This is a genomic window from Rhodohalobacter sp., assembly GCF_041686455.1.
GTDB lineage: Bacteria > Bacteroidota > Rhodothermia > Balneolales > Balneolaceae > Rhodohalobacter.
The window spans coordinates 1-15,763 of record NZ_JAWLDW010000061.1 but is presented as its reverse complement, the minus strand read 5'-3'; the positions used below and the strand labels follow the sequence as shown (position 1 = coordinate 15,763).

The window sequence follows — 15,763 nt, the reverse complement described above, 5'->3', positions numbered from 1 at the left end:
ATTTGGTCGGCAACGACTACTTCAGCAGTACCGCCGTCGGCATCAGTAATAGTTACAACACCTTCAACAACATCAATGGTAATATCCTGCTCGTTCAACATCGTTGCTGTTTGAGGCGGTGTAATATCTCCGGACTCAACATTTGCAGCTAACACGTGATATGTCAGTACTTCTACAATCTCATCATTCGTCAGTCCATCAACAACTTCACTGATTTCGTCAAAGGCAGCATTTGTCGGAGCAAACACGGTGAAAGGTCCGTCACCCTGAAGGGTTTCTACCAGATTATTATCAACCAATAAACTTACAAGTGTAGACAGATCGTAATTTTTCTGAGCAATTGCTGGTACATCAACAAATGCATTCGGCATCAGTACTGTATCCACTGCGTGAATAATACCGTTATTGGAAGCAACGTCAGGTGTTACAACTGTTGAGTTTCCGTTAACCACTACATCGCCGTTAACAGTAACATAAAGATTTTCGTCAGTAGTAGATGCAACAGTTTGCTGTTCCTGAAGATCACCTGATGCAATTGTGGTACCTGGAATCGTATGGTAAAGAAGAATTTCTTCTACTTGGGCATCTGATAAGCTTTGTGGATCAACTTCTGCAAAAAGATCGGCGAAAGCATCGTTTGTCGGTGCAAATACTGTCAGTTCAGTTGTAGCAACCGTTTCAGCTAAGTCAGCCTGAACAATCAGATCAACCAGTGTTGTAAAGTTGTAGTTTTTCTGAGCAACTTCTACAGTATTTAAAAATGCATTCGGCAGAAGTACATTATCAACAACGTGAATAAGACCGTTTGAAGCGTCAACGTCTGCGTCTATTACAGAAGCATTACCGTTAACAGTTACACCATCTTCTTCATCTGAAGTAATGTAGAGAAGCTCTTCGGCAGCTGATTCTACGGATTGTTCAGGGGCTAGATCGTCTGAAGCGATACCATCACCGCTAATTACATGGTAGGTAAGAATAAATGTAATCTGTTCTTCTGTTAATGAACCTGAATCAATTTCTTCAAAAAGGGCTGTGAATGCTGCATCGGTTGGTGCAAAGGCAGTGTAAGGGCCTAAGTATTGAAGCGTTGTTGTAAGGCCAACATCTTCTACAAGTCCAATTAAAGTTTCAAATTGACCGGCCTCTTGAGCTACGTCAACTAAATTTGGCTGATCAAGAGCAATTCGAATAGCACTTGGCAGTAGAACTTCATCAATTCCGTGAATGAAACCATTTGTTGCTTCTAAATCTGCTTCAACAACATCTGAAGAACCATTTACTACAACTCCAGCTGCGCTGGCTTGTACTAAGGTTTTTTCTTCATTTAACATTTCTACATCTTGCTGAGCATCTAACGCAGAAGAAGGAATAGATCCTTCAGTTACGTGGAACTGTATGATGTCGAGTTTTTGATCGTCTGAAAGACCCTCAAGAGTACCATCAGGCAGTGCGTCGAATGCAGCGTTGGTAGGAGCAAAGATTGTAAAATCTCCGGATGCAAGAGTTTCCTCTAGGTCCAAATCTTCAATTATACTAACAAGAGTACTGAAGTTTTCGTCACTTTGGGCAAGTTCAACGAGATTTAAATCTTCGGATGGTGGTGTTACCGGGCCATCGTCATCATCTCCACAGGAGGTAATTAACGTAATCGTAAGAAGTGGTGCTATAATAAATAGCAACAGCTTCCGTATCGTATTATTTATTTTCATCGTGTTTGCTGTTTAATTTGGGTTAAAAGATTCTGATTATTTTTTCAATCAGTTACTCACTATAACATCAAATTAATTTAAAATCGTTTACAATCACGAAAAAAAATTTACCTACAGGTTACTTGTAAAATTCACCTAGGTGATGTGTTACTCATTGCAGGCTTTAGAGATACGATTATTCAGTGCCGATATCATTGTATCCTTTTGCTGTTCAGGCAGTTCTTCGATATATATTTTTTCATACTGTTGGTGATCAGCGCTGCGGAAAATATCATACAAATCTTTTGCCAATGCTTTAAAATTTCCCCCGTAAGAGATTAAGTTTTTAGCATTAGGCAACTTTTTTTGAGAGTGAACTATATATAATGCTTTAATCTCTAGGGACTTAGGAATTTTTCTGATCCATTTTACTTCGGCATCTGGCTTATAATGTGTGTACTTAGTCCCGGGGCTTTTAACCGGTTTTGGTTCATTAAATTTTTTTTCCTGAAAGGGACGTATTTTCTCTCCTAAAGCTTCGGATAACTCAATATTGGAAATGGCACCCGGCCTTAAAATTTCAGGCAGTTCTGAAGTTAGGTCTAAGATAGTAGACTCTAATCCAATCGTTGTAGAACCTCCATCCAGAACGGGCAGCACATCTCCATAATCTTGCCATATGTGTTCCGGTTTTGTTGGACTTGGTTTTCCGCTTTTATTGGCGCTGGGAGCTGTTAAAGGACCGCTTTGGGTAATTAATTTTAGTGCAAGAGGATGGTTTGGCATGCGAACAGCAACGGTAGATAAGCCTCCTGTTACGATATCCGGGACTGATGGATTTTTTTCTACGATTAAAGTGAGAGGTCCGGGCCAAAAGCTTTCCGCAAGCTTATAAAAACTCTCCGGTAAATTGCGGGTAATATCTTCGGCCTGAGACACAGAGCTAACATGAACAATTAAAGGATTGTCTGACGGGCGACCCTTAAGTTCATACGTTTTCTTGATCGCCAAAATATTATTTGCATCTGCTCCCAGTCCGTATACCGTTTCAGTTGGGAAAGCAATCACGTCTCCCTTCTTGATGAGCTCTACAGCCGACTGAAAGTCAATGATCATGCCTCTACTTGTTCTTCGTTCATCTCAAATTCAGGCAACGTAGTCAAAAACTCTATCGCTGCGTCTTCATCTTCAATGTTCTGTATGACCAACGTGACGGTATCGTTTTTCTGAACAACTTTATAAGGGTGAGAATCATCTTGCTGAATGCTTTCCAGTAATTTTTGAAAATAACCTGATCCATAAAACTGTTCGCCAAGTTTACTTTCATTTTTAGGTCCCATGAGCCACACTCTTGTCGATCGAATGGTAACTTTTTTAATTAACATCTTCGATGCGATCAGCTTTATTTTAGCCGCTTTGATCAGATTGATACCGGGTTGCGTCATTTTTCCAAACCGGTCAACCACCTCCTCATGCCAGTCATCAATCTGGTCGATTGAAGTGGCTTCAGATAATTTTCGGTAAAGGTTTAATCGCTCTACATTGTCTTTCACGTAAGACTTCTCAAGGTACGCGGACAGGTCAAATTTGACTTGAGTTTCAGGGTAATCAATGGAGACTTGTTCATTACTGAACATCGTTTTGTATTCGGTCTCTTTAAGCTCTTTAACGGCGTCGTCTAAGATTTTTGTGTATAGTTCGAAACCTACATCCGAAATAAAGCCGCTCTGTTCTGCACCCAGAATGTCTCCGGCACCCCGGATATCCAGATCTCGCATGGCAATGTTAAACCCTGATCCAAGATCGGAGAACTCCTCAAGTGCTGTTAATCTTTTCCGGGCATCAGCCGATAGTTTTTGGATGGGCGGTGTAATCAAATAGCAAAATGCCTTGCGGTTCGATCGGCCCACACGTCCGCGAAGTTGGTGCAGCTCACTCAATCCAAATTGATTGGCGTTGTTTATGATTATCGTATTGGCATTAGCAATATCAATACCATTTTCAACAATATTTGTTGAGATCAGGACATCGAAGCGATGATTGTAGAAATCTTGAATAATCTTCTCCAATTTTGCAGGAGACATTTGACCATGAGCAAACCTGACACGAATATCCGGCACCAGATCATGAATCATTCCGGCAACTTCTTCAATGTTTTTCACCCGGTTATGTATAAAAAAGACCTGACCGCCCCTGGAAACTTCTTCAATAAGGGCATCTCTGATTAACTCCTCGTTAAAGCTGTGTATTTCCGTGTAGACAGGCTGACGATTGGGAGGAGGGGTATTGATTATACTGAGGTCTCTCGCTCCCATCAGAGAAAACTGCAGGGTTCTGGGAATCGGTGTGGCAGTTAACGTCATCACGTCAACTGTAGCTCTGAACTTTTTTAACTTCTCTTTTATGGAAACGCCAAATCGCTGTTCTTCATCAATAACCAACAGTCCAAGATTTTTGAACTTCACATCTTTAGAAACGATGCGGTGTGTACCAATTAAAATATCAACTTTACCGGCTTCCAGTTTTTTTATGATCTCTTTTTGCTCTTTCGCAGTTCTGAAACGGGAGAGAGCTTCAACCTGTACGGGAAACTCCTTCATTCTTTCCATGAACGTTTTATAGTGCTGATCAGCCAGAATGGTGGTCGGTACCAGTATAGCAACCTGCTTCTGGTCCATAACCGCTTTGAAAGCAGCTCGAACGGCAACTTCGGTTTTACCAAAGCCAACATCACCGCAAATCAATCTATCCATGGGCTGTTCAGACTCCATGTCTGCTTTTACTGCATGGATCGCCTCTAACTGGTCGGGCGTTTCCTCATATTCAAAGCGTGCTTCGAGCTCTGTTTGCCAAGAGTTATCCGGGGCAAAAGAGAATGCTTTTTGAGCTTTCCTCTTGGCATAGAGATCGATAAGGTCGCGGGCAATGTCTTTAACTTTCTTTTTGGTGGATGCTTTTTTCCTGGCCCACTCGCCCGACCCAAGTTTGGTTACCCTTGGCTGCTTTCCCTCTTTACCGGAGTATTTCTGAATCTTATGAAGGCTGGAAACATTTACATAAAGAGTCGAATCATCTTTATATCGTAATACGGCAGCTTCTTGAGTTGCATTTCGAACTTCGATCTTTTTGAAACCTGCAAACTTACCGATTCCGTAATCGACATGGACCACAAAATCACCAATGTTCAGGTCTTTTAACTCTTTGAATGAGATACCGCCGCGAACACGCTTTCGTTTAATTTTGGGTCGATGATACCGGTCAAATATCTGATGATCCGTTAATATGGCTTTCTTTTCGGAGTTCAGTACAAAACCTTCATGAATGGTTTGTGTTGAAACCCGATAAATGAAATCGTCTCCGGGCTCGCCCAATAACTCTTCAAACCGCTCTTTCTGATTTTCATGATCAGCTAAGATATAGGTTTGATATCCTTTCTTGGTGTGATCAGTGATGAACTCCCGAAGCAGTTTGAAATTTCCATGAAAAGAGGGGTGTGGGGAGCTGTCCAGTTCAATGGTTTTATCGAACCGTATTGATTTATTGAAACTACCCAGAAGTATAAGAGACCGGTTTTCAATATCCTTTTTCCACTCTTCCGGAGATACGTAGTTTTGATCCGGAGCAGAAAATTCATTCTGATTTAGATCTGCATAGCTTTTCTCTGCCTTTTCAAAATATTCCGATAACTCACCGGTTAACACATCAATATCTTCTGCAATAATCGGTGATTCTTCCGATAAATATGAGAGAAGGCTCTCCATCGACTGGGATTGATCTCCCCCTGAGTTTGGAACTAATCGGGTCTCATTCAAGAAAGAAATAGATCTCTGTGAATTTGGATCAAATTCACGTATAGATTCAATTTCATCTCCAAAAAACTCTAGGCGGACTGGATATTCACCGGAAAAGGGATAAACATCAAAGATACCCCCGCGAACAGCAAATTCACCAGGAGCGTCAACAAAGCGGGTTGAGCTATACCCCTGATCTGTGAGCCGTTCTGACAGATCATCAAGCCGAATTTCCGCACCTTTTTCAAGCTTAATAGATGCCTTATGAAATACATCGGCCGGCACCAGTTTTTCAACGATTGCATCAATAGATGCCACGATAATACCACCTGCTCCTGAACTGATTTTCTCCAGCACTTCAGATCTCTGAACCAACACAGACATATCAACAACTTTACCTGAGTCGTACGGCTTTTTTCGGGTTGGTGGAAAGAGATAAACCCCGGAGTCAGAAATTTGGTCTAAATCAGCAGCAACGGCTGCAGAACGCTCAAAATCCTTTGTGATGTATAAAAGTGTTCCCGTTTGGGATTTAATTTCAGAGAGTGCGAATAGGGCGGATGAACCTTGAAAGTTTTTGAGAAACAGGTGTTTCTTTTCGCTCAGAAATGTCTCTATTTCTTTTACAGGTACTAATTTTAAAATGGAAGAGCGAATTTGATCAATCATATAAAGGCAGAAATTGCTTCCGGCAGAAGCGATTATTGAAATTTAAGATTCTTTTACAGACTAGGGCTGAAATAACGGGGATCGGACTACAAAGCGTTCATTTATAAAAGCTAAAAGAAGGAAAAATAATCCGCCGAGCAGATAATTAAAATAGAGATCTTCGTAATCCACATATGTGATTTCCTCAATCTCAGATTGTTCCAGTTTGTCAATCTCTTGATAGATTTCGGTGTATTGCTCTAAATCGGTGGCTCTCCAGTATCTGCCACCGGTCTGTTGGGAAATTTGTTGCAACATTTCTTCATCAATGTTAACCTGAACATTTTGATACCTCCTGCCGAAAATGGGATCATCGACAGGGTAGGGCGCTGTACCTCTTGAACCAATTCCAACCGTATAAATTCGTATTCCATATGTATCGGCAATTTCTCCTGCCGTTATCGGATCAATTTCTCCTGAATTATTCATCCCGTCAGTTAGCAAGATGATAACTTTCGATTCAGCCTTGCTGTCCCTCAATCGGTTTACAGCAGTTGCTATCCCCATTCCGATAGCTGTACCGTCGCGAACCATTCCTAAGTCTACCGTTTCCAGCATACTTTTTACCAGACTGTAGTCCAATGTTGGAGGTACAACCGTGAAACTTTCTCTGGCAAAAACATTAATTCCGATGCGATCCGAAATTCGTTTGTCGATAAAATCTGCAGCTAACTCTTTGGATGCAACCAAACGGTTGGGTTTGATGTCTTCAGCGAGCATGGAAGAAGAGATATCAAGACTAATAACGATATCGATGCCTTCTGCACTTCTTTCAACAGTTGTATTTTGGGACTGGGGCCTGGCAAGGGCAACTACAAATAAGGTAAAAGCAACTGCATGTAGCAATGGTGTGGCTCGGGATAACCAAACTTTGTAGCCACTGGAAACTCCATCAAGCTTATTTACAGATGAGAATAGAAGTGCCGACTCCTTTGTTTTTATCCACTTCCACACATAGTAGCCAACGTATAAAGGCAAAAGCAATAGCAGCCAAAAAAACTCAGGATTTGCCCAACTCATTTCTGTCCTGCGTTTGAAATTCCAGACTTTTCAGATTCAGCCATGTCGTGCTTTTCACGCATTTGATCAATGATTTCTGCATCAGATTCAGAGACAATCTCAATAAATGTATTAGCCTTGTCTAAAGTAGATTGAGCTTGCTCTTTAGTTGGTTCAAAATTAGCAAATTTTACCATGTCTGCACTATTTAGAACTTTTCTTGTGATTGAAATTACCTCTGCGGAAACAAACTCCTTTTTAAGGGATGCAGTAATTTCTGAGGTAGTCATCTCTAAGGCAGGAATTTCGTGAATACGTTTCAAGTACCTGCGAATGGCATCTCCAATTTCAATATAGAACTGTTCAAAATCATCAAAAGATGATAATTCATCAATCCGCTTGAGATGTTCAATTTCACTCTTTAATTGATTTAATGGGTTTTTAAAAGGGAGCTGTTGATATACCGGCTTAGCTTGCTTTTGCTTTTTCTGTTGCAGTTTTAAATACCTGTAAATTAAATAACCGGCTATGAGTAGAGTCAAAAAGAGAATGATGTAGGGATATATGGATCTCGCAAAATCAAAAATCGGTTTCAGCGGCCTGAACTCCTCATCCTCCTCAGCGAGCAGGGTCTTAAAGAAAATAGGGACCCGATTCGTATATAGGGTGGTATCGCCTGAAGCGGTTGAAAGTAAAAGAGATTTCCTGTCTAACGTCAGATCGTCCGTCCCGAAAAATTGAAGCTTGTAAACTAAACTGTCTCTATTAGCGTGGACCTGGTATCTTGTTCTGTCTACAAGTTCTACTTCTTCCTCAAAATCATCCTCAGTCGGGTAGGACAGTAGCTGCTCTCTGCTATCCACAACAACAGTGTATTCAAAAATATCACCAACGCTTAGTGAATCTGTATCAACGAAAGTATAGACTTGCTGGGCAAATCCGGAGTTCGCAGTAAATAGTAAAATTAGCAGAATGTAGTAGCGTGCCTTAGCGTACACGGTGATATTTTTCTTCATGTATAGGTTAAATGCAATCGATGAAGATAAGAAAAGGGAGAACGAATAGAGAACTTCATTATTTGAATAACTCTTAAATTATGATTAGAGCTCAGATTATTTTAATTTTTATCTGCTTTAGACTAACCGGAGAAAAATTAATATAGATGTCGCGAACACTGCTAATTGGATTTGTATGTCTTCTTGCCGTTTTAACCGTAGCTCTTTTTGAAAGACCTGAAAAGGTTGAAGACTTAGAAGAAGATATAATTAATGCCCAAAATTTTTATGAAATTCCGCCACTCCCTGGAAAGGACATCTATGGTTTTATAACCGAGGGAGAGAATGTCAGAATTGAAGAGAGTGTGGTAAGAACAAATGAGAGTTTATACACTATTCTTAGAAAACACAATATAGATCCTCAAATAATTTATAACATTCAGCAAGAAGCTGCCGGCATTATAAACTTAAGTCGTATGATGCCCGGCCAGAATTATCGAATCTATAAAGACGAAGATGACGCATTTGCCATGGTCTGGCATCAGTCTAAAGTGGATTATGCGGTTATTAATTGGCAGGATGATATTAACGTGGAAACAGGATCGGTGCCGGTTAACAAAGAGGAAGCAGAAGCAACCGGCGTAATTAATAGCTCTCTGTATGAAACAGTTGTGGATGCAGGTGTTTCACAAAGGCTTGGTGTTGAATTAGCAGACGTGTTCGGATGGGAAATTGACTTTTTTGCACTCCGTCAAGGAGACCATTTCAAAGTAATTTATGAAAATCTTTATGCTAATGGTGAGTACTTAGGAATTGGCGATATTATTGCTGCCGAGTTTCAACATAGGGGACGCGTGTATAAAGCGTATTATTTCGAAAATGACTCAAGGAGAGGCTTTTTCAATGAAAATGGCGATAGTATGCAAAAAGAGCTTCTAAAAGCACCATTCAGATATAGCCAAAGAATCAGCTCGAACTTTTCGCACAGTCGATTTCATCCAATTTTAAATCAGAGAAGACCTCACTACGGAACTGATTACGCAGCACCAACCGGAACACCCATTATATCAGTAGGAGAAGGAGTAGTGACTGAAGCACAACGCAGAGGAGGAAATGGCAATATTGTTCAGATCCGGCACAATAACAGTTACAAAACAGCATATCTTCATCTCAATGGTTTTGCACCCGGTATCCGAAAAGGTGTAAAAGTGGAGCAGGGGCAGGTAATTGGCTATGTTGGACAGACGGGTTTGGCAACAGGTCCACATCTGTGTTACCGACTTTATGTTAACGAAAAACCTGTTAATTCAGTAACAGTAGATATGCCGGCTGCTGATTCTCTGGAAGAGAAGTATCTCGAAGAGTTCCAGCACGTAGTCAATATACTTGATAATCGATTGAACGATTTAGAACTGCAGTCCGAAATAGCTCTCAAGTAAAGAGTTAATCAGTAGCGGTTAATTCGTTTTCTGAAAAAGTTGGTAAGCGGGCGAACGTACGATTCATTTGTGTAGATTTCCACAAAATCCATTCTGTTTTTGACAAAATAATTATCGAGCTCTCTTTTTCTTTTAAATACTTTCTTTTTGAACTCCAACCGTACTTTTTTATCAGATGTATCAATGACCATCTGCTTACCTGTTTCGGCATCTCGAAGTGGTATAATACCAAAATCAGGCAGTTCCTCTTCAAATCTGTCTCTAATTACCAAATTAACCAGATCGTGTTTGCGAGATGTGATCTTATGCTGTTTTTCAAAATTCTGATCTTCAAAATCGGAGGCCAGTACAATGATGGCTTTTCTGTTTAGCAATCGGTTAACGTAGGATAGAGTGTCCGCAATGTCTGTACTGCTTCCGGTAGGTTTGGTTGTGTACATTTCCCGAATAAGCCGTAATACGTGTTTCTTGCCTTTTTTGGGAGGGATTACTTTTTCGACTTTATCGGTGAAAAGAAGCAGACCTACCTTGTCAGAATTTTTAATAGCACTGAATGCCATTACTGCGCAAATTTCGATAGCCAGCTCCATCTTAGTTTGAGAATGGCTGCCAAACAGACCGCTCGGTGAAATATCAACACATAGCATCAATGTCTGTTCACGCTCTTCTTCAAATACCTTCACGTAAGGCTCATCGTTTCTGGCGGTTACGTTCCAGTCTATTTGTCTTATGTCATCGCCGTAGGTGTACGTTCTAACCTCTGTAAACTCCATCCCCTGACCTTTAAAGGCAGACTGATACTCACCACCAAAGATATTGTTAACTAAACCCTTGGTTCGTATTTCGAGTTTTCTGATTTTTTTTAGTACATCCTTGGAGATCATAAACTTTTATGTAAACGCATGAAAATTTTTAACGTGAATTACAGGTGAGTCTTTATTGACCTTTGAAATTAATCATTCCTATTGGAAAATTGCTGTTGGTTTTACAAATAAAGAGCTAATCATAGTCGTTGAGAACAAACCTAGATTCTACAATGTCGTTTTTTAACTATTGTAATTTTATGATAGATCTCTAAAGCTGAGTTCAATAAAACACTTCTAACCAGAAAATATAAATTAAAGGTGATGCAACCAATGGTGTGCAGAAGTAGGCCGGGCGATAAATTGTAGTGCGAATTGCTTTACGCCGTCTGCGTTACTTCGATAATGCAACTTGTTTTAACATTTGTATGTCATCCAAGACGATTTTACTGCGGGAAGATTCATTTCTCTCAAGAGTATTGAAGGCTTCTAATGATTTTTCAAGGTGTAAACCGGCTAGCTGGTAGTTCCCTTTTTTCATATTCAGAATGCCGAATTGATGATCTGCTATTGCTCTCTCCAATGTATTTTCTGAATGTATTTCAACTACTTTGCTGTAACCTTCATTAATCAAGCTCTCAGCTTCATATATTTTATTCGTGTGAAGGTAACCAATACCAAGATTCATTTTAGACCTGACAGTAAAAGAGTGATCTTCACCTAAGTATTCCTCAAAAATCTGTAATGATTTATTGAATTGTGTGTTCGCTTCTTCAAAGCGCTCCATCATCAACAACAGCTCTCCGTAAGAAAAATAACTTATTGCAGAAGCAACAGTGTTATTTCCAAAACGCTGCTCTTTTTTAGATATAACTTTTTCAAACGATCTAGCCGAGAGATCAAACTTACCGCGATCACGCTGCAAGATGGCCAAATTATTCAGAGTCAAAAGAGTTTTTGGATGATTTTCACCTAAAATTCTACTTCTCAAATAAAATGCGTCTTCAAAAAGCTTTTCTGCTTCTTTGAATTGGCCAAGGTTCATTAGAAGAGCGCCTAAACTGTTTTTACTTTCTGCTATGTCAGGATGGGTTTCACCATAAATCTGAATGCGTTTATCCAGTACTTCTCTGAATATATTTTCAGCTTTTTCATAATACCCTCTGTTAAATTGCGTGACACCTACTCCATTTAAGGCAGCTACCACTTTAGCGTTGAGCTCACCGTGCTGATCTTTAAGCAGGGTATAATTTTTTCTGAAGATTTCTTCTGCTTCTTCATATTTTCCTTGTCTTCTTAATACATATCCTTGTTCATTAATCGCATTGGTAAATTTATTTAAATAAGTCCCTGAATGATTTTCCAATACTCCCAATGCATAATCGTATAGCATTTCGGCGTCACTATAATTCCCCATTGAACTTTGTACTAACGCTTGAGAGGCAATGGCCAATGCAGTTTCAGGGTGGTCTACACCGTATAAATGTGAATAGATATCGACGCTTTTGTCAATTAAATTTTTAGATTTTGATACATTGCCAATTTTAAGATAAACCTTACCGATTACACTGAACATTTGAGCCTGAAGTTCGGGCTGGTTCACCAGTTTTTCTGCTCTGTTTAACCCTCGTTCCAATAATTCCTGTGCAGTCATTGTTTCACCCAGAGATTGGTCCGGCGCGTTGGCTTCGAATAGATCGAAAAGGAGGGAAGAAACTTCAGCCGTTTTCATAGCTTCGTATTGGGCAATATTCTTTTCCTCAGTAATTCTATTCGAATGATATATTGAAAATGTAACGGATAGTAAGATTATGGCAGCGGCTACAACAATTTGCTTGTAATTTCTTAGGAATAATTTCTTTGACCGGTATGTGAAATTCCCTTGATGTGCCAATACCGGTTTATTGTTGAGATATCTTTTTAAATCTTCTACAAGGTTATCGATGGTTTGATACCGCTCGAATGCTTCTTTTCGAAGGGATTTGAGTAATATAGCATCAAGATCTGATTTTAAAATTTTGAATAATTTTGAGGTAGATACTAATCTTGATTTAGAAATTTCACTTTGTTGATCAATCTTTAGTTGATTGAATTTCAGAGAAGGCTTAAGGGGCTCTTGGTTTATAATGGTTTCTCTTCCGCTGTAAGGACTCACATCACTCAGGTTGAATGGAGTGATGCCTGTTAACAACTTGTAGAGTAATACACCCATTGAATAAGTATCAGTAGAAGTGGTTACACTGTTACCTGTAATTTGTTCAGGGGCAGCATAGGCCGGGGTTACTGCCTGCGTTGATGTGACTTCATCATCGCCTTTATAGTCAATTCGATCTTCCACAAGCTTAGCTATTCCAAAATCCAATATTTTAACATGACCGTTTTTATCAATTAAAATATTAGCCGGTTTTAGATCGCGGTGAATCACCAGGTTGTTGTGAGCAAATTGTACAGCATTACATAAAGATATCACAAGATTAATACGTTGTGATATTGTAAGCTTGTTTTTTTCGCAATATTCATCAATTGGAATGCCATCCACATATTCCATAACAAGATAGGGCAGACCAAAATCTGTTACTCCACCGTCAATTAGTTTGGCTATGTTAGGATGGTTGAGGCCTGCAAGAATTTCTCTCTCCTTCTCAAAACGGCAGATATTTTCAGGTGTTTCCATACCGTGGCGAACAATTTTTAACGCAACGGTCTGTTCATAAATACCATCTATTCTCTTTGCCAGAAAAACGGTACCCATTCCTCCGTGGCTAATCAATTCTACAATCTCGTATTTGTCAATTACGGATCCGATTAGTTTTGACGTGAACCCTGATTTGTTGGATGCGGAAGTGTTAATTACAGACAATAAAGTTTTATCCGCTTTAGAGAAAAAGGAGGTAGATTGTTGAATGGAGTCTAAATAATTCAATACTCTTTGGCACAGATGGGAATCATTTCCACATCTTTCCCGTATAAATTGTTCCCTTTTTTCAAATGGAAGTTCTAGAGCTTGATCCACAATTTTTTCAATAATCGACCAATCTGACATGAAATGCCTGTTTTAATTAACACCCAAAATTGATATTTAATAAGCCTAAGTAGTTCTTAGAAACTGCAATCTATTGAGACTATCTGCAAATGAGATTTATTTAATGCCTAAGCTTTACTACTGTACGGAACAGAATTTTGACAATCCTTACAAAAACATTGAAAAAAGAATATAAGTATTTGATTTAATTACCCATAAAGAGGGTTGAAATTGCTTTATCTTTTTGGAGGCACGAGCAAGTAGTTTGAACACAGTGTATAAAAAAAGCCAAAAGAGCGAACTCTTCCGGCTTGATTTGGAACACATTATTCTAAGTACTAACCAACAATAAAAAATAAGATTGCTGCAATTACAAAAAAGTTAAGAATACTCAAAGGCAGCAATCGTGACCAACCCAGTTTCATTACTTGGTTATATTTGAATCTTGGAATTGTCCAGCGTACCCAGATGAAGACAAAAACGAAGAAAGCAGTTTTGGCTGTAAAGACTGAAACATCAAGAATACCTTTCAGAAGAGGTGAAAGTTCGGGCAACCAATAACCGGCAAAGGGGAGATGATAACTGCCAAAAAAGAAAGTAGTCATTAACATAGAGTTGATAACTACATGCATATATTCTGCCAGGAAAAACATCCCAAATTTCATCGAGCTATATTCAGTATGGAATCCACCGACAAGTTCCTGCTCGGCTTCAACCAAATCGAAAGGAGTACGGTTACTTTCTGCAAATGCCGCAATGATAAAAATGATTGCACCTAACGGATTTAAAAATACAAACCACCAAGTCTCCTGAGCGGCAGCTATATCCACAACACTCAATGAGCCGACAAACAGGATTACGGATGCAACTGCCATTCCTAATGGTAGTTCATAACTGATCATCTGAGCAGCTGCTCTCAAGCCCCCTAAGAGAGAATATTTACTGTTTGATGCCCATCCGGCAAGTGTAACACCATATACGCCCAATGATGCAACGGCAAGTAGATATAAAACCCCGGCATTAATATCAGTTGCATAAAGACCTTCTCCAAACGGTATTACAGCTACTGTAAGCAAAGCTGTAACTACAGGAATCATAGGTGCAACGGTGTGCAGAACTTTATTCCCTTTATCAGGAGTAACGTCTTCTTTTAAAATGAGTTTTAATACATCGGCTATGGGCTGTAAGAGTCCTAAAGGACCCACCCGGTTTGGTCCGACCCTGTTCTGTATAAATGCTGCAACGCGTCGCTCAGCATATACACTAATCGCTGCAGAGTTAAGGAGCATGAATAAACCAACTCCTAAAACGATGTAAGACGTCAATGTGACTTCAGCCATCCCCAATTATATTTGTTATTTAAATTAAACGGTTTGTTTTTCTTTTTGAATGACGATACCTGATTCTTCATCCATTTTGGCATAGCTAACACCTCCAAAAGGTGTAACACTGGACGATATTTCATCCATAATTTCTCTGCCGGATTGGTAGGTAAAATCATCCAAACCCATCTCTTCAGATATTTTATTGATTACAATCCAGAAGGGGAGGCAATCAACTTTATTTTCTTCAGTGACCCAATTGTCAAAGTTTGTACCGTAGCGATCTAATCGCCCTTCATTCATTTCAAAATCGAGCCGGCGGTTTGTGTATTTGGTTTCTTTCGCCGGATGTGTTCGTTGTATACGCCCGTCAATATTTACATAGCTTGCTGCATGTTCAGCAACACATGTAATTGGAATTACCAAATCGGCAATCTTGGTTGTTTCGGTATGGTTTGTTGCAAAATTAATGACAAAAGAATTATTCAAATGATCTTTATCGATCACGCCACGATCAACAACATGATCATTTAAAAGTAAGATTACCTTGGCACTTGATGCAGATTTTGAGAGTTCATCCCCGGTTACTTCGTCAAATCCGAGAAGTCGACATCCATTAGCGTTTGGTGCAACATCATCGGTTAATAGAAATCCATCTCCTTTCCCATCTTCAATATGTGAGCAGAATACAGGAGCATTATAGCCTAATATGGAGGCAAACTTCGAGAGCATGTAGTTCTCTTCAACCGAAGCATGAGAACTGCCTATGAGAAGAACATCATCTTTGGAAACGTCTTCCAGTTGTTCAGTTACTGTTGCAAATGCATTATTCCAGGAGGATTTAGTTTGTCCTTCATCCAGCTTTTGTAGCGGTTTGGATATCCTGTTTTCATTAAACTGGCGATAGGCTTCACGCCCTTCATCAGGCATCCAGTGATCATTAACGGACTCATTATATCGAGGTGTGATACGAAGCACTAAATTGTCGCGGGTCCA

Annotated in this window: 10 protein-coding genes; 1 reads left to right on the top strand and 9 read right to left on the bottom strand. The window is 39.6% G+C overall.

Translation table 11 applies throughout. The annotated features are described in order from the left end of the window. From ACESM0_RS08395 to ACESM0_RS08375, 5 genes are all read right to left on the bottom strand, one after another. Positions 1-1,709: fasciclin domain-containing protein (locus ACESM0_RS08395; protein ID WP_372905501.1), on the bottom strand; the 1,709-nt coding region annotated here is incomplete at its 3' end. Between the two features lie 147 nt (positions 1,710-1,856). Continuing rightward, positions 1,857-2,804 (bottom strand): L-threonylcarbamoyladenylate synthase, encoded by a 948-nt coding sequence (locus ACESM0_RS08390; protein WP_372905499.1) that lies wholly within the window; start codon positions 2,802-2,804, stop codon positions 1,857-1,859. Beyond that, positions 2,801-6,148 carry a transcription-repair coupling factor gene (mfd, locus tag ACESM0_RS08385; RefSeq protein ID WP_372905497.1) on the bottom strand — a complete coding sequence of 1,116 codons (3,348 nt, stop codon included), beginning with the start codon at positions 6,146-6,148 and terminating at the stop codon, positions 2,801-2,803. Before mfd ends, ACESM0_RS08390 begins: the two co-directional genes overlap by 4 nt. A 60-nt stretch (positions 6,149-6,208) precedes the next feature. Continuing rightward, positions 6,209-7,207, bottom strand: a complete 999-nt coding sequence (locus tag ACESM0_RS08380) for a vWA domain-containing protein (RefSeq protein WP_372905495.1) — start codon at positions 7,205-7,207, stop codon at positions 6,209-6,211. Next, positions 7,204-8,202: a hypothetical protein gene (locus tag ACESM0_RS08375; RefSeq protein ID WP_372905493.1), complete on the bottom strand. Its 999-nt coding sequence runs from the start codon at positions 8,200-8,202 to the stop codon at positions 7,204-7,206. The genes ACESM0_RS08380 and ACESM0_RS08375 overlap by 4 nt, the downstream gene beginning before the upstream one ends. A gap of 146 nt (positions 8,203-8,348) precedes the next feature. Between ACESM0_RS08375 and ACESM0_RS08370 the strand changes: the two genes are divergently transcribed. Continuing rightward, a complete protein-coding gene (locus tag ACESM0_RS08370) occupies positions 8,349-9,620 on the top strand; it encodes a M23 family metallopeptidase (RefSeq protein WP_372905492.1) in 1,272 nt (423 codons plus the stop codon). 8 nt (positions 9,621-9,628) lie between these two features. Here the strand turns inward: ACESM0_RS08370 and ACESM0_RS08365 are convergent, their stop codons facing one another. The 4 genes from ACESM0_RS08365 to ACESM0_RS08350 form a co-directional block, all read right to left on the bottom strand. Then, positions 9,629-10,504, bottom strand: a complete 876-nt coding sequence (locus tag ACESM0_RS08365; protein ID WP_372905490.1) for a DUF58 domain-containing protein — start codon at positions 10,502-10,504, stop codon at positions 9,629-9,631. A 313-nt stretch (positions 10,505-10,817) separates the two neighbouring features. Then, on the bottom strand, positions 10,818-13,466 hold the full coding sequence (locus ACESM0_RS08360) for a tetratricopeptide repeat protein (protein ID WP_372905488.1): 2,649 nt from the start codon (positions 13,464-13,466) through the stop codon (positions 10,818-10,820). A 317-nt stretch (positions 13,467-13,783) separates the two neighbouring features. Then, the gene (gene nuoH, locus ACESM0_RS08355) at positions 13,784-14,785 is read right to left on the bottom strand and encodes an NADH-quinone oxidoreductase subunit NuoH (protein WP_372905486.1); all 1,002 of its coding nucleotides are present in this window, start codon (positions 14,783-14,785) and stop codon (positions 13,784-13,786) included. Positions 14,786-14,809: 24 nt separating this feature from the next. After that, positions 14,810-15,763: molybdopterin-dependent oxidoreductase (locus tag ACESM0_RS08350; RefSeq protein ID WP_372905484.1), on the bottom strand; the 954-nt coding region annotated here is incomplete at its 5' end.